Origin of the sequence: Paenirhodobacter sp. CAU 1674 (assembly GCF_029222945.1) — a bacterium.
GTDB lineage: Bacteria > Pseudomonadota > Alphaproteobacteria > Rhodobacterales > Rhodobacteraceae > Rhodobacter.
In genome coordinates this window covers 191,499-215,209 of record NZ_JARHUH010000005.1, presented here as the reverse complement: position 1 = coordinate 215,209, position 23,711 = coordinate 191,499, and the positions used below count along the sequence as shown (strand labels likewise).

Annotated in this window: 26 protein-coding genes; 9 read left to right on the top strand and 17 right to left on the bottom strand. The window is 64.6% G+C overall.

Annotation, left to right across the window (positions count from 1 at the left end; all coding sequences use genetic code 11):
• The first annotated feature begins 168 nt into the window (after positions 1-168).
• From ctaD to P2G62_RS09250, 4 genes are all read left to right on the top strand, one after another.
• The gene (gene ctaD, locus P2G62_RS09265) at positions 169-1,839 is read left to right on the top strand and encodes a cytochrome c oxidase subunit I (protein ID WP_275734600.1); all 1,671 of its coding nucleotides are present in this window, start codon (positions 169-171) and stop codon (positions 1,837-1,839) included.
• A 116-nt stretch (positions 1,840-1,955) separates the two neighbouring features.
• Positions 1,956-2,435, top strand: a complete 480-nt coding sequence (locus tag P2G62_RS09260; protein ID WP_275734599.1) for a DUF2244 domain-containing protein — start codon at positions 1,956-1,958, stop codon at positions 2,433-2,435.
• 111 nt (positions 2,436-2,546) lie between these two features.
• Positions 2,547-2,873, top strand: a complete 327-nt coding sequence (locus P2G62_RS09255) for a hypothetical protein (protein WP_275734598.1) — start codon at positions 2,547-2,549, stop codon at positions 2,871-2,873.
• Between the two features lie 156 nt (positions 2,874-3,029).
• On the top strand, positions 3,030-3,401 hold the full coding sequence (locus P2G62_RS09250; protein WP_275734597.1) for a hypothetical protein: 372 nt from the start codon (positions 3,030-3,032) through the stop codon (positions 3,399-3,401).
• A 74-nt stretch (positions 3,402-3,475) separates the two neighbouring features.
• Here the strand turns inward: P2G62_RS09250 and P2G62_RS09245 are convergent, their stop codons facing one another.
• A complete protein-coding gene (locus P2G62_RS09245) occupies positions 3,476-3,934 on the bottom strand; it encodes a GatB/YqeY domain-containing protein (RefSeq protein WP_275734596.1) in 459 nt (152 codons plus the stop codon).
• A 167-nt stretch (positions 3,935-4,101) separates the two neighbouring features.
• Here P2G62_RS09245 and carA point away from each other — a divergent pair, with 167 nt between their 5' ends.
• The gene (gene carA, locus P2G62_RS09240; protein WP_275734595.1) at positions 4,102-5,268 is read left to right on the top strand and encodes a glutamine-hydrolyzing carbamoyl-phosphate synthase small subunit; all 1,167 of its coding nucleotides are present in this window, start codon (positions 4,102-4,104) and stop codon (positions 5,266-5,268) included.
• A 160-nt stretch (positions 5,269-5,428) separates the two neighbouring features.
• Positions 5,429-7,483, top strand: a complete 2,055-nt coding sequence (locus tag P2G62_RS09235) for a glycosyltransferase family 2 protein (RefSeq protein ID WP_275734594.1) — start codon at positions 5,429-5,431, stop codon at positions 7,481-7,483.
• A 12-nt stretch (positions 7,484-7,495) separates the two neighbouring features.
• Here P2G62_RS09235 and P2G62_RS09230 read toward each other — a convergent pair whose 3' ends face one another.
• Positions 7,496-8,134 (bottom strand): GntR family transcriptional regulator, encoded by a 639-nt coding sequence (locus P2G62_RS09230; RefSeq protein ID WP_275734593.1) that lies wholly within the window; start codon positions 8,132-8,134, stop codon positions 7,496-7,498.
• Positions 8,135-8,253: 119 nt separating this feature from the next.
• Here P2G62_RS09230 and P2G62_RS09225 point away from each other — a divergent pair, with 119 nt between their 5' ends.
• The 3 genes from P2G62_RS09225 to P2G62_RS09215 all read left to right on the top strand — a co-directional run bounded on the left by P2G62_RS09225 (position 8,254) and on the right by P2G62_RS09215 (position 10,476).
• Positions 8,254-8,904: a pyrimidine 5'-nucleotidase gene (locus P2G62_RS09225; RefSeq protein WP_275734592.1), complete on the top strand. Its 651-nt coding sequence runs from the start codon at positions 8,254-8,256 to the stop codon at positions 8,902-8,904.
• Positions 8,905-9,014: 110 nt separating this feature from the next.
• The gene (locus P2G62_RS09220) at positions 9,015-9,203 is read left to right on the top strand and encodes a hypothetical protein (protein WP_275734591.1); all 189 of its coding nucleotides are present in this window, start codon (positions 9,015-9,017) and stop codon (positions 9,201-9,203) included.
• 67 nt (positions 9,204-9,270) lie between these two features.
• Positions 9,271-10,476, top strand: a complete 1,206-nt coding sequence (locus P2G62_RS09215; RefSeq protein ID WP_275734590.1) for a UbiH/UbiF family hydroxylase — start codon at positions 9,271-9,273, stop codon at positions 10,474-10,476.
• A gap of 13 nt (positions 10,477-10,489) precedes the next feature.
• On the opposite strand, the gene urtE is transcribed toward P2G62_RS09215, so the two are convergent.
• From urtE to P2G62_RS09140, 15 genes are all read right to left on the bottom strand, one after another.
• Complete coding sequence (gene urtE, locus P2G62_RS09210) at positions 10,490-11,185, bottom strand: urea ABC transporter ATP-binding subunit UrtE (protein WP_275734589.1); 696 nt, start codon at positions 11,183-11,185, stop codon at positions 10,490-10,492.
• Positions 11,186-11,188: 3 nt separating this feature from the next.
• The gene (gene urtD / locus P2G62_RS09205) at positions 11,189-11,929 is read right to left on the bottom strand and encodes an urea ABC transporter ATP-binding protein UrtD (RefSeq protein ID WP_275734588.1); all 741 of its coding nucleotides are present in this window, start codon (positions 11,927-11,929) and stop codon (positions 11,189-11,191) included.
• Positions 11,926-13,155, bottom strand: coding sequence for an urea ABC transporter permease subunit UrtC (gene urtC / locus P2G62_RS09200; RefSeq protein WP_275734587.1), 1,230 nt, complete (start codon positions 13,153-13,155; stop codon positions 11,926-11,928). The genes urtD and urtC overlap by 4 nt, the downstream gene beginning before the upstream one ends.
• A 93-nt stretch (positions 13,156-13,248) precedes the next feature.
• Positions 13,249-15,231 (bottom strand): urea ABC transporter permease subunit UrtB, encoded by a 1,983-nt coding sequence (urtB, locus tag P2G62_RS09195; RefSeq protein WP_275734586.1) that lies wholly within the window; start codon positions 15,229-15,231, stop codon positions 13,249-13,251.
• A 63-nt stretch (positions 15,232-15,294) separates the two neighbouring features.
• Entirely contained in the window at positions 15,295-16,557 is a 1,263-nt protein-coding gene (gene urtA / locus P2G62_RS09190) for an urea ABC transporter substrate-binding protein (RefSeq protein WP_275734674.1), read from the bottom strand.
• Positions 16,558-16,848: 291 nt separating this feature from the next.
• On the bottom strand, positions 16,849-17,493 hold the full coding sequence (gene ureG, locus P2G62_RS09185; RefSeq protein ID WP_275734673.1) for an urease accessory protein UreG: 645 nt from the start codon (positions 17,491-17,493) through the stop codon (positions 16,849-16,851).
• Positions 17,494-17,519: 26 nt separating this feature from the next.
• The gene (locus P2G62_RS09180) at positions 17,520-18,164 is read right to left on the bottom strand and encodes an urease accessory UreF family protein (RefSeq protein WP_275734672.1); all 645 of its coding nucleotides are present in this window, start codon (positions 18,162-18,164) and stop codon (positions 17,520-17,522) included.
• Positions 18,151-18,657 carry an urease accessory protein UreE gene (locus P2G62_RS09175; protein WP_275734585.1) on the bottom strand — a complete coding sequence of 169 codons (507 nt, stop codon included), beginning with the start codon at positions 18,655-18,657 and terminating at the stop codon, positions 18,151-18,153. Before P2G62_RS09175 ends, P2G62_RS09180 begins: the two co-directional genes overlap by 14 nt.
• Before the next feature lie 229 nt (positions 18,658-18,886).
• Positions 18,887-20,593, bottom strand: coding sequence for an urease subunit alpha (ureC, locus tag P2G62_RS09170; RefSeq protein WP_275734584.1), 1,707 nt, complete (start codon positions 20,591-20,593; stop codon positions 18,887-18,889).
• Positions 20,594-20,899 (bottom strand): urease subunit beta, encoded by a 306-nt coding sequence (locus P2G62_RS09165; protein ID WP_275734583.1) that lies wholly within the window; start codon positions 20,897-20,899, stop codon positions 20,594-20,596.
• A 4-nt stretch (positions 20,900-20,903) separates the two neighbouring features.
• Positions 20,904-21,461: a HupE/UreJ family protein gene (locus tag P2G62_RS09160; protein ID WP_275734582.1), complete on the bottom strand. Its 558-nt coding sequence runs from the start codon at positions 21,459-21,461 to the stop codon at positions 20,904-20,906.
• Between the two features lie 12 nt (positions 21,462-21,473).
• Entirely contained in the window at positions 21,474-21,776 is a 303-nt protein-coding gene (locus P2G62_RS09155; protein ID WP_275734581.1) for an urease subunit gamma, read from the bottom strand.
• Between the two features lie 9 nt (positions 21,777-21,785).
• Positions 21,786-22,601 carry an urease accessory protein UreD gene (locus tag P2G62_RS09150; RefSeq protein WP_275734580.1) on the bottom strand — a complete coding sequence of 272 codons (816 nt, stop codon included), beginning with the start codon at positions 22,599-22,601 and terminating at the stop codon, positions 21,786-21,788.
• A 141-nt stretch (positions 22,602-22,742) separates the two neighbouring features.
• On the bottom strand, positions 22,743-23,201 hold the full coding sequence (locus tag P2G62_RS09145; RefSeq protein ID WP_275734579.1) for an Lrp/AsnC family transcriptional regulator: 459 nt from the start codon (positions 23,199-23,201) through the stop codon (positions 22,743-22,745).
• Positions 23,198-23,656 (bottom strand): Lrp/AsnC family transcriptional regulator, encoded by a 459-nt coding sequence (locus tag P2G62_RS09140; protein ID WP_275734578.1) that lies wholly within the window; start codon positions 23,654-23,656, stop codon positions 23,198-23,200. Before P2G62_RS09140 ends, P2G62_RS09145 begins: the two co-directional genes overlap by 4 nt.
• Between the last annotated feature and the right edge of the window lie 55 nt (positions 23,657-23,711).

Below are 23,711 nucleotides of genomic sequence, written 5' to 3'. Positions count from 1 at the left end.
AACGCCACGTCTTACGCCACCCCGCCGGCGATCCCTCGCCCGGATGCTCTGCGACATTTTTTCGCAGGTTTTGCCCTTCAATCGTTGCCGTGGCGAAATTTGCATTCTAGAAATTCCTTATGCAGGCCCGGGAAGGGAGAGCCCGACCTGCGATACAGGGAGGAAAGCATGGCGGACGCAGCCGTTCACGGCGGTGCGCATGACGGACGCGGGTTCTTTACCCGCTGGTTCATGTCCACCAACCATAAGGATATCGGGATACTCTATCTGTTCACCGCGGGGGTCGTCGGCCTGATCTCGGTGATGTTCACCGTTTACATGCGGCTCGAACTGATGGACCCCGGCGTGCAATACATGTGTGCCGAGGGCGCACGCTTCATCGCCGACAGCACGCAGGAATGCACCCCGAACGGCCATCTGTGGAACGTGATGATCACCTATCACGGCGTGCTGATGATGTTCTTCGTGGTGATCCCGGCGCTGTTCGGCGGTTTCGGCAACTATTTCATGCCGCTGCATATCGGCGCGCCGGACATGGCGTTTCCGCGGCTGAACAACCTCAGCTACTGGCTTTATGTCGCGGGCGTTGCGCTTGGCATCGCCTCGCTGCTGGCGCCGGGCGGCAACGGGCAGTCGGGGTCGGGCGTGGGCTGGGTGCTTTATCCGCCGCTGTCCACCAACGAAGGCGGCTATTCGATGGATCTGGCGATCTTCGCCGTTCACGTTTCGGGCGCCAGCTCGATTCTGGGCGCGATCAACATGATCACCACCTTCCTGAACATGCGCGCGCCGGGCATGACCATGCACAAGGTGCCGCTGTTCGGCTGGTCGATCTTTGTCACCTCGTGGCTGATCCTGCTGAGCCTGCCGGTGCTGGCGGGCGCGATCACCATGCTGCTGATGGACCGCAACTTCGGCACCACCTTCTTCCAGCCCGAAGGCGGCGGCGATCCGATCCTGTATCAGCACATCCTGTGGTTCTTCGGCCACCCAGAAGTCTACATCATCATCCTGCCGGGCTTCGGCATCATTTCCCACGTCATCGCAACCTTCTCGCGCAAGCCGGTCTTCGGCTATCTGCCGATGGTCTATGCGATGGTGGCGATCGGGGTGCTGGGCTTCGTCGTCTGGGCGCACCACATGTACACCGTGGGCCTGAGCCTCACCCAGCAAAGCTATTTCATGCTGGCGACAATGGTCATCGCGGTGCCGACCGGCGTGAAGGTCTTCAGCTGGATCGCGACGATGTGGGGCGGCTCGATCGAGTTCAAGACGCCGATGCTCTGGGCTTTCGGCTTCCTGTTCCTGTTCACCGTGGGTGGGGTCACCGGCGTCGTGCTCTCTCAGGCGCCCTTGGACCGCGTCTATCACGACACCTATTACGTGGTGGCGCATTTCCACTACGTGATGAGCCTTGGCGCCGTTTTTGCCATCTTTGCCGGGATCTATTTCTGGATCGGCAAGATGTCGGGGCGGCAATACCCGGAATGGGCGGGCAAGCTGCACTTCTGGATGATGTTCATCGGCTCGAACATGATCTTCTTCCCGCAGCACTTCCTGGGCCGTCAGGGCATGCCGCGCCGCTACATCGACTATAACGAGGCCTTCGCCTACTGGAACAAGATCTCGTCCTACGGCGCCTTCCTCTCCTTCGCGTCCTTCGTGTTCTTCATCGGGATCGTGTTCTACACCCTGCGCTACGGCAAACGCGTGACCCAGAACAACTATTGGAACGAATACGCCGACACGCTGGAATGGACCCTGCCCTGCCCGCCGCCCGAGCACACGTTCGAGCAGCTGCCCAAACGCGAGGACTGGGACCACAGCCACGCACATTGAGCCGCTGACACCATAGCGAAGGCCCCGGATGTCCGGGGCCTTTTGCATTCGCGGGCGGCGCCCTATGCAAAGCCGGGGCGCGCCCCTATCGTGGCACAGCGACAACGGGAGAGCCGATGCCCTACCACTGGTCCGAACAGCAGGATGGCGCGGTCAGGCTGCGGCTCTGGCCCTATCGCAGCCTGCCGAAGTCGGGCTTCGTGGCCTTCATCGGCGCCACCGCGGCCTTTCTGGCGCTTCCCTTGCTTGCGGTTCTGGGCTCGCCGATACTTTGGGCCCTGCTGCCGTTTCTGGCGGCCACGGTGTGGGGGATCTGGTTCGCGCTGGCACGCAGCTATCGCTCGGGGGAGATGATCGAGGAGCTGGAACTCAGCCACGATCGCATCCACCTGAGCCACCGCGCCCCGGGCAAGCCCGCGCAGGACTGGCAGGCCAACCCCTACTGGATCACGCCCCACCTGTCGGCCCACCCCGTGCCGGATTACCTGACCCTGACCGGCGGGCCCCGCGTGGTCGAACTCGGCGCCTTCCTGACGCCCGAAGAACGGCGGCGCCTGTGCGGCGAGTTGGCCGCAAGACTCAGAATGCTGCGCTGAACGATGTAACAAAGCAACATTCCCTTGCGGAAACTGCGTCCATCGACATTAGCTCATGCCTCCCCCAGGCGACAGGCATAAGGTGGCCCTGCATTAAGAAGGGGAATCGGGATGTCCACTTACAAAATTTTGACCGCCGCAAGTGTTATGGCACTCTTCGGGGCAGCCGCATCGGCAGAGATGCCGATGAATGTTTATGGCGATATTGGCTTCGCAATCGGGCGCGACCACGTTCTGAGCACCGACGACGATGGCGAAAAGTACGGCGTGTCGAGCCGTTCGCTTCAAGGTTATGTCGGCACCGATTACAGTGGTTGGCGTGGGACGCTGGATTTCGCGATCATGGGTCGGGATGATGGCGGCGAAACCTATTTCGACAGCTTTGCGCCGAACAAGGCCGCCGCGCTTGGCCTACACGCAGGCCGCGAGATCGGCTAGAAGGCATATGTCGGCATCTTCGCCGGCAAGAACTGGTTCCAGGGCGATGACGCCGGGACCTACAACAGCTATGTCAACGGCACGCTCTACGGCCTCGAAGCCGAAGCCGAGTTGATCCCGGGTGCGGCTATCTATGGTCAGTATGGCTATGCTGACATGGTCGGCGACGAGAACGACACCGCGTTCAAAGGGCACTTCGGCAAGGTCGGCATGTCGATGCAGCGTGATCGGCTGCTGATGCGCCTTGAAGGCGAATGGGGCCGTTCGCCCAACATCTTCGAGGATGAGGACGATTGGGGTGAATACACCAAGATCGCCTTGGGGGGTGAGTACGAACTGCGTCCGAACCTTTTCGCGACCGCCCAGATCAGCCACATGGAAATCACCGCCAACAGCGAAGATGACGGTGAAGACAACAGCATCCAGCTGGGGCTGAAAATGTCCTTCGGCAAGCCGGGGCAGGTCAACAACCTGCGCACGCCCTACACGCCGGGCCTGGCGGCAGCATGGGCAGAAGTGCTCGACTGACGCTGACGACAGAACGGAAAACGGCGCGGGTCCCCCGCGCCGTTTTGCATTTCAGACTGGTCACTTGCGCCGCATCAGCCCAGCTTGTCTTTCACCATCGGGCCGACCGCGCCGAAATCCATCTGGCCGGTGTATTTGCCCTTCAGCTCGGCCATCACCCGGCCCATGTCGCGGATCGAGCTGGCGCCGACCTTGGCGATCGCGGCGCTGACCGCGGCCTCGACCTCGTCGCCCGAAAGCTGGCGCGGCAGGAATTCCTCGATCACGCTGACCTCGCGCAGTTCCTTTTCCGCCAGCTCCAGCCGCCCGCCTTCTTCATAGGCACGCGCGGATTCCTGGCGTTGCTTGACCATTTTGCCCATGATCGCCAGCACCTCGGCATCGCCGACAGAGGCGCCATCGCCCGCGCCGCGCATGGCGATCTCGCGGTCCTTGATGGCCGCATTGATCAGCCGCAGCGTCGACAGCCGCTCCTGATCCTTCGATTTCATCGCATCTTTCAGCGCCGTGGCGATCCGCTCGCGCATCTCCATGGTCTTGCCCCCATATAATCAAGGCAGACAGAATAACCGCAGTCGCGCCCCGGCACAATACAGCTAACCAATTGATATTATTGAACTACAGGAATAATCCTTACCCCCTTGACCCCGGACCTCTGCCCCCGTAGGTTCCAGCAGATTTTGCCCCGGGGAGTCGCACCATGCCTGCAAACCATCAGTCATCGGAAAAGCCCACCGCACTGATTGCGCTGGCGGACGGGCAGTTGTTCTACGGCAAGGGCTTTGGCGCGACCGGCGTGACGGTGGCCGAACTGGTGTTCAACACCGCGATGACCGGCTATCAGGAAATCATGACCGACCCGTCCTATGCCGGTCAGGTCGTGACCTTCACCTTCCCGCATATCGGCAACGTCGGCGTCACCCCCGAGGATGACGAGGCCGGCGCCCCGGGCGCGGCCGGCATGGTGGTGAAATGGGACCCGACCGAGCCGTCGAACTGGCGCGCCACCGCCGATCTGGTGCGCTGGCTGGAAAAGAACGACCGCATCGGCATTGGCGGTGTCGATACCCGCCGCCTGACCCGCGCGATCCGCCAGCAAGGCGCGCCGCATGTCGCTATTGCCCACAGCCCGGATGGCGTGTTCGACATCGAGGCGCTGGTGAAGAAGGCGCGCGAATGGAAGGGCCTTGTCGGGCTCGACCTCGCGAAAGAGGTGACCTGCGCGCAAAGCTACACCTGGAACGAGAAACGCTGGGCCTGGCCGGAAGGCTATAGCAAGCGCGAAGGACCGGGGCTGAAAGTCGTGGCCATCGACTATGGCGCGAAACGCAACATCCTGCGCTGCCTGGCATCGGCGGGCTGCGACGTGACGGTTCTGCCCGCATCGGCCACCGCCGAAGACGTGCTGGCGCTGAACCCGGAAGGCGTGTTCCTGTCGAACGGCCCGGGCGATCCGGCGGCCACGGGGGAATATGCCGTGCCGATGATCCAGGGCGTTCTGGCCGCCGATCTGCCGGTGTTCGGGATCTGTCTGGGCCATCAGATGCTGGCGCTGGCGCTTGGCGCCAAGACCATCAAGATGAACCACGGGCACCACGGCGCCAACCATCCGGTGAAGGATCAGGAAACCGGCAAGGTCGAAATCACCTCGATGAACCACGGGTTTGCCGTCGATGCCCAGACCCTGCCCGCAGGCGTCAAGGAAACCCATGTGTCGCTGTTCGACGGTTCGAACTGCGGTATCCGGGTCGAGAATCGGCCGGTGTTCTCGGTGCAATACCACCCTGAGGCGAGCCCCGGCCCGCAGGACAGCTATTACCTGTTCGACCGTTTTGCCGACGCGATGCGCGCCCGCCGCGCAGACTGATCCCCGGCCTCGCCTGGGATTTCAAGAAAAACAACGCCAATTCAGGCAGCTGCGGTGCGGCGCCCCCGCAAATACCCGGAGGCGCCGCATTTCGTTAACCACCTGTTAACCTTAAGTCTGTGATGCTCGGCCCCGGGACAGTTTCGGTGTTGGGGACCGAATGAAACAGACAGCACAACTCAGACTTGTGCCGCACCCAGAGCGCGAAGCGCCAGCAGCGGCACTCTCTGATCTTTTGAAAGCACCGGGCGGGCCGCGCATCGGCGCGCCGGACCGCAGCACCGCCCCGCGTCCGGGCCGCACGCCGCTGGGGCAGATCCTGCTCGAGATGGGTGCGGTCTCGCCCGGCGACCTGCTCAAGGCGCTGGCGCTGCGCAACCGTCAGGATGTGCGGCTGGGGGACATTCTGCTGACCCATGACTGGGTCACCGAGGCCGACCTGATGGCGGCCCTGGCGCGGCAGTGGAATGCGGCGGTGGTCGACCTGCTGGCCCAGCGGCCCGACCCGCGGATGATCGACGCGCTCGGCCCCGAACTGTGCCTGCGCGAGGCGATGGTGCCCTGGCGCCGGATCGGCGGCACCACCATCATCGCCACCGCCCGCCCCGAGCATTTCGCCCGGCTGCGCGACAGCCTGCCTGCCGAATTCGGCCCTTATAAAATGGTGCTGGCGCCGGAACGCGATGTCCATCAAAGCCTGCTCGCACGCCGCCAGACCGCGCTGATCCGCCGGGCCGAAGCCAAGGTCGCCCCCGATCAAAGCTGCCGCACCCGCAACGAACAGACCGCAGGGCGTATCGCTTTCGGGCTGATCGCGGCCACCGCACTGGGGTTATGGATGGCGCCGATCGTGGTCTTTGCGTTGCTGTTCGCCTGGGTCATGGTGACATTGGTCGCCACCATCGGGTTGAAATTCCTTGCGTGGCTGACCGAAATGCGGGCCCAGTCCCGGCTGCGCCGGGCGCCCCCTGCCCCCGCGACCGCCGCGCGGCGCTTACCCATCGTGTCGATCATGGTGCCGCTGTTCAAGGAGCGCGACATTGCCGAGCGGCTGGTCAGCCGCCTGGGGCGGCTGAACTATCCGCGCGAGTTGCTGGATATTCTGCTGGTGGTCGAGGAAGACGATCACACCACGCGCGACGCACTGGCCGGGGCCCGCCTGCCGCGCTGGATGCGGGTTGTGACCGTCCCGGACGGTCCGATCAAGACCAAGCCGCGCGCGCTGAACTATGCGCTGAACTTCTGCCGCGGATCGGTGATCGGGGTCTATGACGCCGAAGACATGCCCGAACCCGAACAGCTGCACATCATGGCACGCCATTTCGCCGATGCCGGCCCCGAAGTCGCCTGCCTGCAGGGCATTCTGGACTATTACAATCCGCGCACGAACTGGCTGGCGCGCTGTTTCACTATCGAATACGCGGCTTGGTTTCGCGCCATGCTGCCCGGGATCGCGCGCATGGGCCTTGTGGTGCCCTTGGGTGGCACCACGCTGTTCTTCCGCCGCGAGGCGCTGGAAGAACTGGGCGGCTGGGATGCGCATAACGTCACCGAAGACGCCGATCTGGGCATCCGCCTGGCCCGCCGCGGCTACCGGACAGAGCTGTTCGCAGGCGTCACCCGCGAAGAGGCGAACTGCCGCACGCTGCCCTGGGTCAAGCAACGCTCGCGCTGGCTCAAGGGCTATGCGATGACCTGGGCGGTGCATATGCGCAACCCCGCGCGGCTGTGGCGCGAGTTGGGGCCGAAACGGTTCTGGGGTGTGCAGGTGCTGATCTTCGGCGCGCTGTCGCAATATCTGCTGGCCCCGGTGTTGTGGAGCCTGTGGCTGATCCCTTTCGGCATCTGGCACCCGATCGAGGCGATCATGTCGCGCGAGCTGGAATATGTTCTGCTGGGCACCTGCGTGCTGACCGAACTGGTCAACATCACCGTCGGGCTTTGGGCGGTGCGCGGGCGCGAACACCGCCACCTGATGCCCTGGGTGCCCACGCTGCATTTCTATTTTCCGCTGGGGGCGCTGGCCGGGTGGAAGGCGATTTACGAGGTCATCGTGAAACCGTTCTACTGGGACAAGACCGCGCATGGCGTGTTCGATGCGCTGCACACGATCGCCGCGCCCGGTGCCAGTTCGGATCTGGTTCCCGCGATCGCCGCCGCGGCCCCTGCCCGTCCGGCCGAGATCCGCACCCCCCGCGCGCCGCTGATCGACTGACCGGGGCCGCGCCTAGCCGCGGCCCTTGCGCCCGCCTGCCGCATCGAGTTTCAGCCGCGTCTCGAACGCCTTCGAGATATGCGCGCGCAGCGCTGTCGCCGCGCCGTCTTCGTCGCCAGACCGGATCGCATCGACGATCGCCTGATGCTCGGCCAGCGCGGTCTCGCCCCGGCCTTCAGCCGCCAGCGAAGTCGTCGCCAGCAGGGCCATCGAGCGATGCACAAGGTCCAGCTGCTGCACCAGATAGCGGTTGTGCGAGGCCAGATGGATCTGCTTGTGAAAGCGCTTGTTCGCCCGGCTCAGTGCCACCGGATCGCCGATCTGCGCGCGGTCCTCGTCGATCATTTCCTGCAGAACGCGCACCTCCTCGGGGGCGGCATGTTTCGCCGCCAGCCGCGCGGCCAGCGCCTCCAGCTCGGTGCGCACGACATACAGCTCGGCCAGCTGATTGTGATCGAGCGAGGCCACGATCAGCGAGCGGCCGTCGCGTGCCAGCATGCTTTGCGTTTCCAGCCGCTGCAACGCCTCGCGCACCGGGGTGCGCGACACGCCGAACCGCTCGGCCAGTTCCGATTCCACCAGACGGTCGCCGGGGCGATAGGTGCCCGCGTCGATCGCCTCCAGGATCATCGTATATGCGTCTTTCTGCATGGATCGTCCCGACCTGCCCTTCAAGGCGCAAACCCTAGGCTGCGCCCCGCGCGCTGACAAGTCGGCAATACGCGGCAAAGCCGATTGCCCCCGTCGTCGCGCCGGGGTAGCGTCGCGCCATGCCCGCACAAGATTTCGCACATGTCACCGACTGGGTCTTCGACCTCGACAACACGCTTTATCCGCCCGAAGCGCGGCTGTTCGACCAGATCGAAGTGAAGATGACCGCCTTCGTGATGCAGGCCCTGGGCGTCGCGCGCCCCGAGGCCGACCACCTGCGCGATCATTACTGGCGGCTTTACGGCACCACCCTGGCCGGGCTGATGCATGAACACGGCGTCGATCCCGGCCCCTATCTGACCGAGGTGCACGATATCTCGCTCGATCATCTGACCCCGGACCCGGCGCTGCGCGCGGGCATCGCGGCATTGCCCGGGCGCAAGATCGTCTACACCAACGGCTGCGCGCCCTACGCCGAACGCGTGCTGGCCGCGCGCGGGCTGAGCGGGCTGTTTGACGGAATCTATGGCGTCGAGCACGCTGATTTTCATCCCAAACCCGATGCCCGCGCCTTCGAGACCGTCTTTGCCAAGGCTGGCATCCGCCCGCGCCAGGCCGCAATGTTCGAAGACGATCCGCGCAATCTGGCCGCGCCTCATGCAATGGGCATGCGCACGGTCCATGTTGCGCCAGACCGTGCGCCCGGCGCACATATCCAGCATCACACCGCCGATCTGCCCCGTTTCCTGGCTGCGCTGCGGCATCGCTGACACAGTGCGGCAATTTGCTGCACCCGCAAAATCCCTGCACTGTTTCAACGTGCCTCATCTGCCGTTAAGACAGCCCGACTATCTGGGAGATAGCTACGGGAGATTCTGCTATGGCCACCACCACCGAAACCGAACACAAACAAATCAAAGCCTCGACCATGTATCTGCTGGTGGCCGCGATCCTCGTCGTCACCGGCGGCCTGATCGCCACCATGGGCCTGGGCGGCCTGATCCTGGCCGCGGTTGGCGCGACCTGGGTGATTCTGGCGTTTCTGGTGCTGCTGACCGCTGGCAGCTGAGCCTGCGACCGCGCGGCACTGGCCTTCTGCGCGCGCCTCGCTAAGATGCGCGCAAACGGAGGGCCCCATGGCTGAGCAACCTGTCCAGACCGATATCCTGATCTCCGGCGGCGGTGTCGCCGGCTTGACTGCGGCCGCCGCCTTCGGGGCTGCGGGGTTCACGACGATCTGCGTCGACCCGACACCGCCCGTCACCGCCGAGGATGAGGCGGGCGCCGACATGCGCACCACCGCCTTCCTGCACCCCTCGCGCGGGGTGCTCGAGGCCTCGGGGCTTTGGCAACGGCTGGCGCCCTACGCCGCGCCGCTCCAGATCATGCGGATCATCGACGCTGGCGGTGCAAAATCCGAGGCGCGGCTGACGCGCGATTTCAACGCCGCCGACATCTCGGACGAGCCCTTCGGCTGGAACCTGCAAAACTGGCTGCTGCGCCGTGAGATGGTGGCCCGTCTGGCCGAATTGCCGCTGGTCGATTTCCGGCCCGGCGTTGCCACCACCGGCCTGATGACCCGCGACGCGGGCGCCGAGGTGACACTGTCGGACGGCACACGCGTGCATGCCCGGCTGGTCGTGGCGGCGGATGGGCGCAACTCCTTCATCCGCGAAGCCGCTGGAATTTCCGTAAAAACAACACGCTACGGGCAGAAGGCGCTGGCCTTCGCAGTCACGCACCCGTTGCCGCACAACAATGTTTCGACCGAAATCCACCGCTCGGGCGGGCCCTTCACGCTGGTGCCGCTGCCCGACCGGGACGGCAAGCATTCCTCTGCAATTGTCTGGATGGAACGCGGCGCCGAGGCAGAACGTCTGGCCGCCCTGCCTGTGGCCGAATTCGAGGCCGCGATGAACGAACGTTCGACCGGCGTTCTGGGGCCGCTCACGCTGGTCACGCCGCGCTCTGTCTGGCCGATGATGACGCAGATCGCCGAACGTTTCACCGCGCAGCGCGTGGCGCTGATCGCCGAGGCCGCGCATGTCATCCCGCCCATCGGTGCGCAGGGGCTGAACATGAGCCTCGCGGATCTGACCTGCCTGCTGCGGCTGTGCGACAAAGACCCCGCCCATATCGGCGAACCGGCGATGCTCGCGGCCTATAACCGCCGCCGCTGGCCCGAGGTGAAGGCACGCGAAATCGGTATCGACATGCTCAACCGTGCCTCGATGGTGGGCCTGCGCCCGCTGCGCGACCTGCGCGCGGCGGCCCTTGGCACGCTTTACAGCCTGGCCCCGGTGCGCAAGACGCTGATGAAGGCGGGCCTGGGGGTGCGCTGAGCGGGCGGCCCCCTCAGACGCTGACCACCTCGCGCAGCGCCTCGCGGGTCAGCGTGGTCTTCGTGCCCTCCATCGCCACCGCGCCGCGCTTGAGCACATAGAACCGATCCCCCAGATCATGGGCGAAATCGAAATATTGCTCGACCAGAATGATCGCCATATCGCCCTTCTCGCGCAGATAGGCGATCACGCGGCCGATCTGCTGGATGATATTGGGCTGGATGCCTTCGGTCGGTTCATCCAGCAGCAGCAGCTTCGGTTTCATCAGCATCGCCCGGGCAATCGCCAGTTGCTGCTGCTGCCCGCCCGACAGATCGCCGCCGCGGCGATGCAAGAATTCCTTCAGGATCGGAAACAATTCATAGATCTCGTCGGGGATGAAATGTTCCGACCGCGGCAGGCAGGCGAAGGCGGTTTCCATGTTTTCCTGCACCGTCAGCAGCGGAAAGATCATCCGCCCTTGCGGCACATAGCCCAGACCGCGCCGGGCCATTGCCTGCGGCGGCAGCTTCCCCAAGCTTTCGCCATCAAAGACCACCTCGCCGCCCGAACGCGGATGGGTGCCCGAAATCGCCTTTAGAAGCGAAGTCTTGCCCACGCCATTGGTGCCCATGATGCAGGTCACTTCGCCCGCGCGGGCCTCCATGTCGATGCCATACAAGATCTGAGAGCCGCCATAGTGGAGCGTAAGCCCTTTTGTTTTCAGCATATCTTACCGCCCCAGATAAACTTCGATGACCTTCGGGTTCGAGGTCACATGATCGAGCGACCCTTCGGCCAGCACCGATCCCTCATGCAGAACCGTGACCTTGCAGCCCAGTCGTCGCACAAAATCCATGTCATGTTCCACGACCACCACCGCGCGCGAGCGCGCCAGATCGACCAGCAGCGCGGTGGTCTGCTCGCGCTCGGCCAGCGTCATGCCCGCGGCGGGTTCGTCGACCAGCAACAGCCGTGGCTCCTGCGCCAGCAGCATGCCGATTTCGAGCCATTGTTTCTGACCGTGCGACAGTTCCCCGGATTTTCGTGCGAGGCTGTCACCCAGCCCGACCTGTTCCGCCAGCGCGGCGACCCTGGCATGATCGGCGGGGGCCGGGCGCCAGAACAGCACCTTCCAGGGGGCGCGATTGGCTTTCAGCGCCATCATCAGGTTTTCGGCGACTGATTGATCCTCGAACACGGTGGGGCGCTGAAACTTGCGGCCGATGCCGGCGCGGGCGATTTTCGCCTCGTTCAGTTTCAGCAGATTTGTCGATTTCTCGCCCCAAATCACGCGGCCTTCATCGGGGCGGGTCTTGCCGGTGACGATGTCCATGAAGGTGGTCTTGCCCGCGCCATTGGGCCCGATGATCGCGCGCAGCTCTGCTGTGCCGATGGAAAAGCTGAGGTTGTTGATCGCGCGGAACCCGTCGAAACTGACGGAAATGCCGGACACTTCCAGAAGGTGATTCATTCCACCGCCTCCCGTTCCTGCAAGGCGCCATCATCTGGGCCAAGCGGCGTACCGCCCCGGCGCGGGCTGCGCAGGCCCTGCACAAGATCGACCAGCCCGGCCAGCCCCTTGGGAGCGAACAGCGTGACCAGAACGAAGCTGAGCCCCAGCAGGACCGACCACCAGTCGACCCATTTGATGGTGTAGAAGCCCAGGTTCACATCGGGCACGCGCCCGCCGGTGAACCAGGTCGAGACCAGGCTGACGAAGGCCGCGCCCACGACCGCGCCGTAAAGCCGCCCGCGCCCGCCAATGGCCACCCAGACCGCCAGGTAGATCGAGGCGATCGGTGCCATTTCAGCGGGGTTGATGATGCCAGCTTGCGGGTAATAGAGCGCGCCCGCGATGGCCGCGATCACCGCGGTCAGCGTGAAGACGAAGAGTTTGTAGCTTTCGACCGAATAGCCGAGGAAGCGCACGCGGGCCTCGTCATCGCGGATGCCGCGGATGACCGAGCCGAACTTGCCCGAGACGATGAAGCTGGCCAGCATGTAGCCTAGCGCCAGCGCCAGCGCCGAGGCCCAGAGGAACCAGACCGAAAGCGCGTCCTGGCCGGCGGATTCGAGCCCCGGAATGTTTTGCAGCCCCGACAGACCGTTGTTGCCGCGCAACCCGCTGTCGTTCTGGAACAGGTACAGCGAGAGCGCCAGCGTCATCGCCTGGGTCAGGATCGAGAGGTAAACGCCGGTGACGCGGCTGTGGAACGCCAGCCAGCCAAAGACGAAGGCCAGGATGCCCGGCACCAGCACCACCAGTGCCAATTGCGCCGGCAGCGAGCCCGCGAAGGCCCAGACTGCGGGCAGTTCAGACGTGCCGACCACGCCGAAGATCTGGGTGGCGATGGCATCCGACAATTCCTGCGGGGTCATCGGCAAGGCGCCCCCCGCCGAGGACAGCACGATGTCGCGCGTGCGCGCGAACATCAGCCACATGCCGACCATATAGCCGCCCAGCCCGAAGAAGGCGAAATGTCCGAGGCTGAGGATGCCGGTGTAGCCCCAGATCAGATCCATCGCGATGGCGATCAGGCACAGGCACAGCGTCTTGCCGAGCGTCTTGACCATCGAGGTCGAGATCAGCCCCGAGCCATAGGCATCCGACAGGACAGTGACGCCCAGGGTAAAGACCGCCAGCACCAGCAGGAAGGCCAGGACCGAGGGGTTTTTCGCAAGGAAACCGGGTTTCATGCCTGTGCCTCCTGTCGCGGGCCGGGGGTTTCGCACCCCCGGACCCCCGCGGGATATTTGAACCAGAAAGAAAGGGAGAGGTCGGACATGGGATCAATCCCCCGCGGCGCGGCCCTTGAGGGCGATGATGCCCCGCGGCCGGAACTGGATGAAGACGATGATGAAGAGGATCATGTAGGTTTGTGCGGCGAGCGTGTTCGAGGGGTTCAGCCACTCGATCCCCTTTTGCAGCGTGCCGATCAGCGTGGCCCCCGCGAGCGTGCCCCAGATATTGCCGACGCCGCCCACGACCACCGTCATGAAGCTTTGCACGATGTAATCCGACCCGAGTTCCGAGGTGACCTTGGCGAAAAGCCCGATTGCCACCCCCGCGATCCCCGCGATCCCCGAGCCGAGCCCGAAGGTCAGCATGTTGATGCGGTCGGGATTGATGCCCATCGAGGCCGCCATCGAGGGGTTTTGCGTGACGGCGCGAACCTCGAGCCCCAGTCGCGTGCGGTTCATGATGAACAGGAAGACAGCCAGAAAGATAAGCGCCAGCACGAAGATCGCGATGCGGATATAGCTGATCGAGACCACGTCGTTCAGCACCCAGGCGCCATCGAGCCAGCCCGGCGAGGTCAGCGGCCGCGCCTGCGTGCCGAAGACGTTCTTGAAGATCTGTTGCAGCGCGATCGAGATGCCGAACGTGGCCAGCAGCGTTTCCAGCGGGCGTTTATAAAGGTGGCGGATCACCAGACGCTCCATCGCGACACCCGCCAGAAAGGTGACCGCGAAAGCCAGCGGCAGCGCGATCAGGATCGAGACGGTGTAGTCGGCGATGAATTGCTGCACGACATAGCCGGTATAGGCGCCCATGGTGATGAATTCGCCATGCGCCATGTTGATGACCCGCATCACGCCGAAAGTGATGGCCAGGCCGATCGCCGCCAGAAAATAGATCGAGGCGAGCGAGAGCGCATCAAGCCCCAGATCGGCCATTTGCATCGCATCGACCTTGAGCGTGATGCGTTTCATCGCAGCGCGCGCGGCATCGGTCACGGTGGCGTCGGGCTCGGCATAGACATCGGCATAACGGTGCGCGGCGACAGCGGCGGCAACCTCGTCATCGGTGGCGGCGGCGGGCACAATCCCCGCCTGTTCAAGCGCCGTATAGGCGGCATCGCGGGCGGCGGGGCTGTTCAGATCGGCAAGGGCAAAACCGCCGACCGTCCCGTTTTCGATATGCGCCTCAAGCGCGGCGCGCAGATCGGCACGGGTCAGGCGCGCAGGCGCAAGGCCTTGGGAAACCAGCAGCTTATAGGCTTCATCTTCGGAAATCTGGCGCGGGGCGCGCAGTTCGGCCGCGATATTGCCCGAGGGCGCATCGGCAAAGGCTGTGCGCCTGGTCACAAGGATCGGGTTCAGCGCGCCACGCAGATCGAGGCCCAGATCGGCACCGAAGCTTTCGATCGCGGCCACACGCTTCTCGCTGGTCGCGCCGAAGCGGATCGTCAGCAGCCGTTCGAGCCGCTCCTTCTGCGCGCGGATCGCAGGGTCGGTCTCGCCCTCGATGGCGGCGCGCAGCGGTTCCAGATGTTCGGGCCCACCATCGCGCGCCAGGCTGTCCATCGCGGCTTGCCGTTTCGCCGGGTCCGGGTCCATCAATTGAAATTCGACCAGCGCCGAGGCGATCAGCCCGCGCACACCCGAATTGGGTTTCAGTTCGGTGATCTCGGCTTTCGGCGCGGTGCCCGCGGGCGTACCCGTCATCGGATCGGTCAGGGCATAGCCGTCGCCGGTCTTCTCGATCAGGAAGAACGCGCCGTCCTTGCGTTGCCCCACGCGCTTGTCGGCCCAGGCCTCCAGAAAGGCGGGGGCGCCCTGCCCTGCAGCGCCGATCGCGGCAATCACCGGACCGATGGTCTGACGCGAGGGTTTTGCGATCTGATCGGCATGGGCGGCCAGAACGGCGGCAAGGCCGGTCAGCGCGGGCTGGCTAAGTTCGGTCGTCTGAGGCTGGGGCGCTGTGTCTTGCGCAAAGCCGGGCAGCGCGAGGCACAGGCTTGCCATCAGCGCCAGAAAAGTGGTGCGCATTGCTGCCCCCGAAGTCCTGGAAATGAGGGGGAGGGGGCGGCATGCGCCCCCTCCCTTGTGAAATCAGTAGTTCGATTTCAACTGAACGCAGGTCTTGGTCTCGGTGTTATACATCCCGCAGCCCAGATCCTTCCAATCCGATTCCAGCACCGCCGATTCCGGCAGGTAGTCGGTCCAGGCATCGCCCGGCATCGGGTCGGTCTGGCTGATGATGTCGAACTGGCCATCGGCCCGGATCTCGCCGATCAGAACCGGCTTGGTCAGATGGTGGTTGGGCAGCATTTCCGCGGTCGAGCCGGTCAGGTTCGGGAACGTCTGGCCGATCATCGCTTTCTCGACGGCATCGACATCGGTCGTGCCCGCTGCCTCGACCGCATTCACCCACATGTTGAAGCCGATGTAGGTGGCTTCCATCGGGTCGTTGGTCACACGGTTTTCACCCATGCGGGCCTTCCAGGCCGCGATGAATTCTTCGTTGGCGGGGCTTTCAGCGGTTTCGAAATAGTTCCAGGCGGCCAGGTGACCCACGAGGTTGGTGGTATCCAGACCCGACAGTTCCTCTTCGCCGACCGAGAAGGCCACGACCGGGATGTCATCGGCCGAAATCCCCGCCGCGGCCAGTTCCTTGTAGAAGCCGATATTGGCGTCGCCGTTGATGGTGGAAATCACGCCCACCTTCTTGCCGTCGGCACCCAGGGCCTTGACGTCGGCCACGATCTTGGACCAGTCGGAATGCCCGAAGGGGGTGTAGTTGACGAAGATATCCTCGGCGGCGATGCCTTTGCCCTTCAGATAGGCCTCGAGGATGTTGTTCGTGGTGCGCGGATAGACATAGTCGGTGCCCAGAAGCGCGAATTTCTCGACGCCCAGTTCTTCAAGGAAATAGTCCACCGCCGGGATCGCCTGCTGGTTCGGCGCGGCGCCCGTGTAGAACACGTTCTTCGACGATTCCTCGCCCTCGTATTGCACCGGATAGAACAGCAGGCCGTTCAGCTCTTCGATCACCGGCAGCACCGATTTGCGGCTGACCGAGGTCCAGCAGCCGAACATCACATCGACCTTGTCGACGGTCAGCAATTCGCGCGCCTTTTCCGCAAACAGCGGCCAGTCCGAGGCAGGGTCGACCACCACGGCCTCAAGCTGCTTGCCCAGCACGCCGCCCTTGGCGTTCTGTTCGTCGACCATCATCAGGACGGTGTCTTTCAGCGTCGTTTCCGAAATCGCCATCGTCCCGGTCAGCGAATGCAGCACCCCCACCTTGATGGTGTCGCCTTCGGCCAGCGCACCGCCTGCGGTGAACAGCGTGGCCATGGCGGCGCTGAGCATGTATTTCTTGATCCCTGTCATTCTGGTGTCCCTCTGTTTTGCCCGTTCGCCCCTGTTTGCGGGGCGTTGTGCGGGAGGTCTGGCGTTTGTGCCGTTTTATACCGAGGCGGTCCGGGTGAGGCGCCGCCGCATCAGGGAACATGCTGCCATGCAGCGCGACAAGCCGGGGGCGCAGCGGGGTTATGCGCAAAGACGCACGACCGGATCGAGCGCCCATTTTTTAAACACAAGCCCGCGAATTGAATAATTCTCGGGCTCCAAAATGATCAAAATGTCGGGGAATCTGTGCAATCAGTCGGGAATCGCCGCCAGTTTGAGCCCTCCCTCCTGCTCCAGAAAGCGGATGATCTGTGCCACGCCCTCGCCCTGCCGCAACCGTGCCAGCACATAGGGCCGCGCCCCCCGCGCCACTTTCGTATCGCTTTCCAGCAGCGCCACATCCACGCCGACATAGGGCGCCAGGTCGGTCTTGTTCACCACCAGCAGGTCCGAGCGCGTCACCCCGGGGCCCCGTTTGCGCGGGATGTCCTGCCCGGCGGCGGTGTCGATCACATAGATCGTCAGATCGGCCAGTTCCGGGCTGAAGGTCGCGGCCAGATTGTCGCCCCCCGATTCAATCAGCACCAGATCCAGATCGGGAAAATCCCGGTTCAGTTCGGCAATCGCGGCCAGGTTGATAGAGGCATCTTCGCGGATCGCGGTATGCGGGCAGCCGCCGGTCTCGACCCCCCGGATGCGCTCGGCCGGCAGCACCTGCGCGCGCATCAGCGCCTCGGCATCCTCCCGGGTGTAGATGTCATTGGTCACCACCGCCATCGAGCAGCGGCTGGCCAGCGCCCGCGCCAGTTGTTCGGTCAGCGTGGTCTTGCCAACCCCTACCGGCCCGCCGATGCCCACGCGCAAAGGTCCGTTCGCCATTCTCTGTTCCTTCCGTATCTGTTCATGCGCCGCGCCCCGGGCGCTCAAGTCTTGAAAATCCTGACGTCCAGCACCTCATGCGCCATCGCCCCGATTTCGGCGCGGAAGGCCGAAGAGGCCAGATCCGCGCGTCCGGCCGCTGCCGCACGGGCGGCAATCTCGGCGATCCGGGCGTGCAGCCCCGCCAGAACCCGCTGCCCTGCCGATTGTCCCAAAGGTATAAATCTGACCCCCGCAGAGACCAGGTTTGCCGCGAAGGAATGTAGAAAAACTGCAATGATCTGATCGGGCGGCAGCGACAGATCCCGCGCCGCATCCGCCAGCGCAAGCGGCAAGGCACGGGGCGTTGGCTCGGCGCCGGTCATCTCGGCCTGCGCCCGGGCGAAGGCCGCGCCTTGTTCCTCGGTCTCGCGCAGCCGCTCGGCACTGCCCGCCAGTGCGCGGGCCAGATCGTTCAGCTCTGACAGGTCTTCGCCGCGCAGCCCGCAGGCCAGAAGCACCGCATCGTTCCAGCCCGCGCCATGCGCCAGAATATCGCCCAGCCAACAGGCCAGCGCTTCGGCACTACCGACCTCGCCCGCCGCCACGGCCTGTTCCAGCCCGTGACTATAGGCGAAGGCCCCGGTCGGAAAGGCCGGCGACAGCCATTGCACCAGCCGCAGCAGCGCGGCCGTGTCAGAGGTGGACATGGAACTGACCGGGCCCGTGGCTGTGGCCGTGCCCGTGGTCATGGCCGTGATCGTGCCCCATCGTGCGCCCGATGCCATAGGCCCCACCCTCGGGGCGGAATGGCTCGACCGAGGCGGTGACCTTGCCCCCCAGGCCCCGCAGCATGTTTTCCAGCACATGATCGGCCCGGATGACCAGCCGCGCAGGCTCTATCTGACAGGGTGTATGGCGGTTGCCGATATGCCAGGCCAGCCGCGGCAGATCGCCGGTGATCACCAGCACCGGCTCCAGCGCGCAGGTCACTTCGATGAACCGCCCGTCCTCCAGCACGAAGGCCTCGCCGCCGGTCAGATTGGTCACTTCGGGCAGATCGACCAGAAACCCCGCGCCCGCCGTGGTGACCAGGCGTTTGCGGCGCAGGAACCGGCCTTCGTAATCCAGCGCCACCTGCCCTGCCGCCCCTTGCCACTGGCCCTTGCCCGCCACATGCGTGGCATTCGGAAGATCGCTCATGATTTTACCTTCGGTCTTAGCTGTTTCTTAAGGTTAACGGGGCAAAGTCATCCTGAACTTACCCAGAACGGGTGACCCGTTGCAATGACGGGTCCGGCTGCTGAACTGGCCGAAACCGCGCCACGACAATGCGCCCGAAGCGGCGCCCGGCGGCGTTGCGCACCGCCACACGGTCTGCGTCCGGCCAGCAAGGGCCGGACGCCCCGACCAGCCGACACAGGCCGCTGCGTCAGAACAGGAAATACCGCTGCGCCAGCGGCAGGCTCTCTGCCGGTTCGCAGGTCAGCAATTCGCCATCCGCCCGCACCTCATACGTCTCGGGGTGCACCTCGATTTGGGGTGTGGCTGCGTTCAGCACCATATCGGCCTTGCCGATGCCACGCGTGTTCTTCACCGCCAGCACCTGTTTTTCGAGGCCGAGCTTGCCGACCACCCCGTCGGCCAGCGCCGCCTCGGACACGAAGGTAACCGCCGTCGCGGCCAGTGCCTTGCCAAACGCGCCGAACATGTTGCGGGTGTAGAAGGGTTGCGCGGGGATCGAACCGTTCGGATCGCCCATCTGCGCCGAGATGATCATCCCCCCCATCAGCACCATTTCCGGCTTGGCCCCGAAGAAGGCCGGGTTCCACAGCACCAGATCGGCGCGTTTGCCCACCTCGACGCTGCCGATATGCTGCGAAACCCCATGCGCGATCGCCGGGTTGATCGTGTATTTCGCGATGAACCGGCGCACCCGGAAATTGTCGTTATCGCCGGTTTCCTCGGGCAGACGCCCGCGCTGCTTCTTCATCTTGTCGGCGGTCTGCCAGCAGCGGATGATGACCTCGCCCACGCGGCCCATCGCCTGACTGTCCGAGCTGATGATCGACATCGCCCCCATGTCATGCAGAATGTCCTCGGCGGCGATGGTTTCCTTGCGAATGCGGCTTTCGGCGAAGGCCACGTCCTCGGGCACCTTGTTGTCCAGATGGTGACAGACCATCAGCATGTCGAGGTGTTCTTCCACCGTGTTGCGCGTGTAGGGCCGCGTCGGGTTGGTCGAGGACGGGATCACGTTCGGCGCCGAGACGACCTTGAGGATATCGGGCGCATGGCCCCCGCCCGCCCCTTCGGTGTGGAACGCGTGGATCGTGCGCCCCTTGAAGGCGGCCAGCGTGTTTTCGACAAAGCCGCTTTCGTTCAGCGTGTCGGTGTGGATCATCACCTGCACATCCATCGCATCGGCCACCCCCAGGCAGCAGTCGATGGCCGCAGGCGTGGTGCCCCAGTCTTCGTGCAGTTTCAGCGCACAGGCGCCCGCGCGCACCATTTCTTCCAGCCCCTCGGGAAGGCTCGCATTGCCCTTGCCCGACAGCGCCAGGTTCATCGGCAGCCCTTCGAAGCTTTGCAACATCCGGCTGATATGCCAGGGCCCCGGCGTGCAGGTGGTGGCCAGCGTGCCATGCGCGGGGCCGGTGCCGCCGCCCAGCATCGTAGTGACGCCCGAGGCCAGCGCATCTTCGATCTGCTGCGGGCAGATGAAATGGATATGCGCATCCATGCCGCCCGCGGTCAGGATCTTGCCCTCGCCCGCGATGATCTCGGTCGAGGGGCCGACGATCAGCGTCACCCCCGGCTGCGTATCGGGGTTGCCCGCCTTGCCGATCCCGGCGATGCGCCCGTCGCGCAGGCCCACGTCGGCCTTGTAGATACCGCTATGGTCGACAATCAGTGCGTTGGTGATGACGGTGTCCATGGCCCCGCCTGCGCGGCTGATCTGGCTTTGCCCCATACCGTCGCGAATGACCTTGCCGCCGCCGAATTTCACCTCTTCGCCATAGATGGTCAGGTCGCGCTCGACCTCGATGATCAGATCGGTATCGGCCAGCCGCAGCCGGTCGCCGGTGGTAGGGCCGAACATGTCGGCATAGGTCGCGCGTGAAATCGTGGCTGGCATTTACAAATCTCCCATCACGGCCTGATTGAAGCCATAGACCCGGCGCGCGCCCCCAAAGGGCACCAGGCGCACCTCGCGGGTCTGGCCCGGCTCGAAGCGCACCGCCGTGCCTGCCGCGATGTCCAGCCGCTTGCCATGCGCCGCTGCGCGGTCAAAGCTCAGCCCCGGGTTGGTCTCGGCGAAATGGTAGTGGCTGCCGACCTGAACGGGGCGGTCGCCGGTATTGGCCACCATCAGAACGGTCACCTCGGCCCCCGCATTCAGAATAATCTCGCCCTCGGCGGGAAAAATTTCACCCGGAATCATCTGATTACCCCGCCACGGCCAAGGCCAGGCCCGCCACAGCCGCCGCCCCGCCAAGCCCGCGCAAGGCCAGTTGCCCCAGTGCGCGGCCCAGCAACAGCCCCGCCCCATGCAGCGCCGCCGTCACCAGCGCAAAGCCCAACGCATAGCTGGCCATGCCACTGCTCGGCCCCTCGGCGCCATGCGCCCAGCCATGCGCCGCGCCGAACAGCGCGATCAGCGGCAGCGCCGCCATCAGAGGCAGCTTACCAGCCAATGCGACCAGCGCGCCCAGAATGATGATCGAGGCCAGGATCATCGGTTCGACCGCCGGGAACGGCAGCCCCGCAGCCCCCATCGCTCCGCCCAGCAGCATCGCGCCGACGAAGCCCGCAGGCATCGCCCACAACGCCCGCCCGCCGGTCTGCGCGGCCCACAGGCCCACCGCCACCATCGCCAGAACGTGGTCGGCGCCACTCAGCGGGTGAAAGGCGCCCGCCGCGAAACTCCCGGTCTCGTGCCCGGCATGGGCCAGCGCGGCCCCAGGCGCCAGAATTGCGGCAATCGACAGCGTCAGTTTTTTCATCGGGGGTCTCCTTCAGCGGATCGGGTGGTGGACAGTCACCAGTTTGGTGCCATCGGGAAAGGTCGCTTCAACCTGGATCGAATGGATCATTTCGGGGATGCCGGGCATGCAGTGTTCGGCGGTAATGACGGTCGCCCCGGCCTCCATCAGATCTGCGACCGAGCGCCCTTCACGCGCGCCCTCGACGACGAAATCACTAATGATCGCAATGGCTTCGGGGTGGTTCAGCTTGACACCCCGGGCCAGTCGGTTGCGCGCGACCATGGCGGCCAGGCTGACCAGCAGCTTTTCCTTCTCACGCGGGGTCAGGTTCATTCGGTCCTCTTACAATTGCCAGACGCGCGGCGGGGCGGCACCCCGGCGCAGCGCGTTCATCAGGGTCAAAATCTGGCGGCGCAGCGGCCAGCCATCGGCGGCCAGCAGCCGCACCACACATTTTCCATCAAAGCCGGAGGCGGCACCTTCGACCCCGAGTTCACCCAAGGCCGCACGCGCGGCCCCCACCGCATCCTCGGCCCCCGGTGCGCACAGAACCAGCGTCGCCATCGCCCGCGCAGCGCCCAGCAACGCGCCCCGCGCGCCCTTCGCCAGAATGTTCGAATTGATCAAAAGAGGCTCTATCATCACAGGCTTTGCGGCGCGCAAAATCTGACGATTGTCGCAGAACTGCAAGTCACGGACAGTTTCGTCCATCGCGGCACGGCCCAGAATAACCGCCTCCAGCATCAGGCAGCCGGCATCTGGGGCCAGATCAATCACCGTTTTCCGCTCCAGCGCGGCGCGGTCGAACAGGATGGTTTCCTGCGGCAGCCAGTCGAGCCACCCGCCTGCGCCAACCCGATGCGCAACCGTGACCCGCGCCACCCCGGCATCTGCACGATAGGCCCGTTCCGCGGCCTGCGTCGTCGCCACCGCCCGCGCACCGGCCTGCAGATCCAGACCGTAGTGCAGCGTATCGCCGCCCGTCAGCCCGCCCGAGGTATTCAGAAACACCACCTCCGGCACCGCCCCGCGCACCCGCGGCAACAGCGCCTTGGCCGACCCACGCTGGCGCAGCCCGGTCAGGCGCGCGCCATCAAAGCTCACGGCGGCCTCGCCATGGCTGCGCTGCATCCCGGTCATTGCGGTGGTGTCGAACATGAAAACCTCTCGCCCCGATCCAACCGGCCCGGGGCGGCGGCGTCCATCAGCCAGCTGCGTCGCACGCACTTGCCGTCGCGCGGCCCGGCACCATAGCACAAAAATAGGGCGCCTCGATGAAATTTAAGGCAAGTTAAAAACTCACCCCAACGGCCCTGGCAACCGCTCTTCCGACAGCAGCACATTCGCCTCGACCTGCCCCACCCCCGGCAGGGTCATCACGCGGCGCCGCAGGACACGTTCGAAATCGGCGATGTCGCGGGCGCGCACTTTCAGGCGGTAATCGAACAGCCCCAGAACGTGCTGCACCACCTGCACCTCGGGGATCGCGGTTGCGGCACGCTCGAAATCCTCCAGACTGACACGGCCCTTGGTTGCCAGCTTGATCCCCAGAAACACCGTAACCCCGAAGCCGAGCGCCGCCGGGTCCAACACCAGCCGCCGCCCGGCCAAAATTCCGGCCTGCTCGAGTCGCCGTATCCGCCGCCAGCAGGCCGGTTGCGACAGCCCCAGCGCCCGCCCCAGGGCCCCGGCGCTTTGCGTGGCATCCTCGGCCAGGGCCCGCAGGATCGCGCGATCCATATCATCCAGCGCGATCACAGCGGCAACTCCGCACTGTCCTTGATGGTGGAAATCAGCATCAGGGCGTCGGTGTCGGCGATATGCGGCAGGGTCAGGATCCGCGTGCGATAGATTTCCTGATAATGCGCCATGTCGCGGGCGATGACGTTCAGACGCATGTCTGTTTGCCCCAAAAACGACTGTATCTCAATGACTTCTGGAACCTTGCGCGCGGCAGCGATGAATTCGTCGAAAGCCCGCGGATGGGTCTTGTCCAAGGTGAAGCGCAGGCTCACCTCGACCTCCCAGCCCAGCTTGCGCCAGTCGATCACCGCTTGCGTGCCGCGCAACACCCCTTCGGCGCGCAGCTTCTCGATCCGCCGCCAGCAAGTCGCCGCCGTCACGCCCGCGCGTTCGGCCAGATCCGCAGTCGCCAGATCCGGCTCGGCCAGCATCTGGCGCAGGATCCTTCGGTCGATATCGTCAATTGGCATGAATTTTTCATCTATAAATATTTTCAAGAATGATAATTACGACATATCGCAAGAA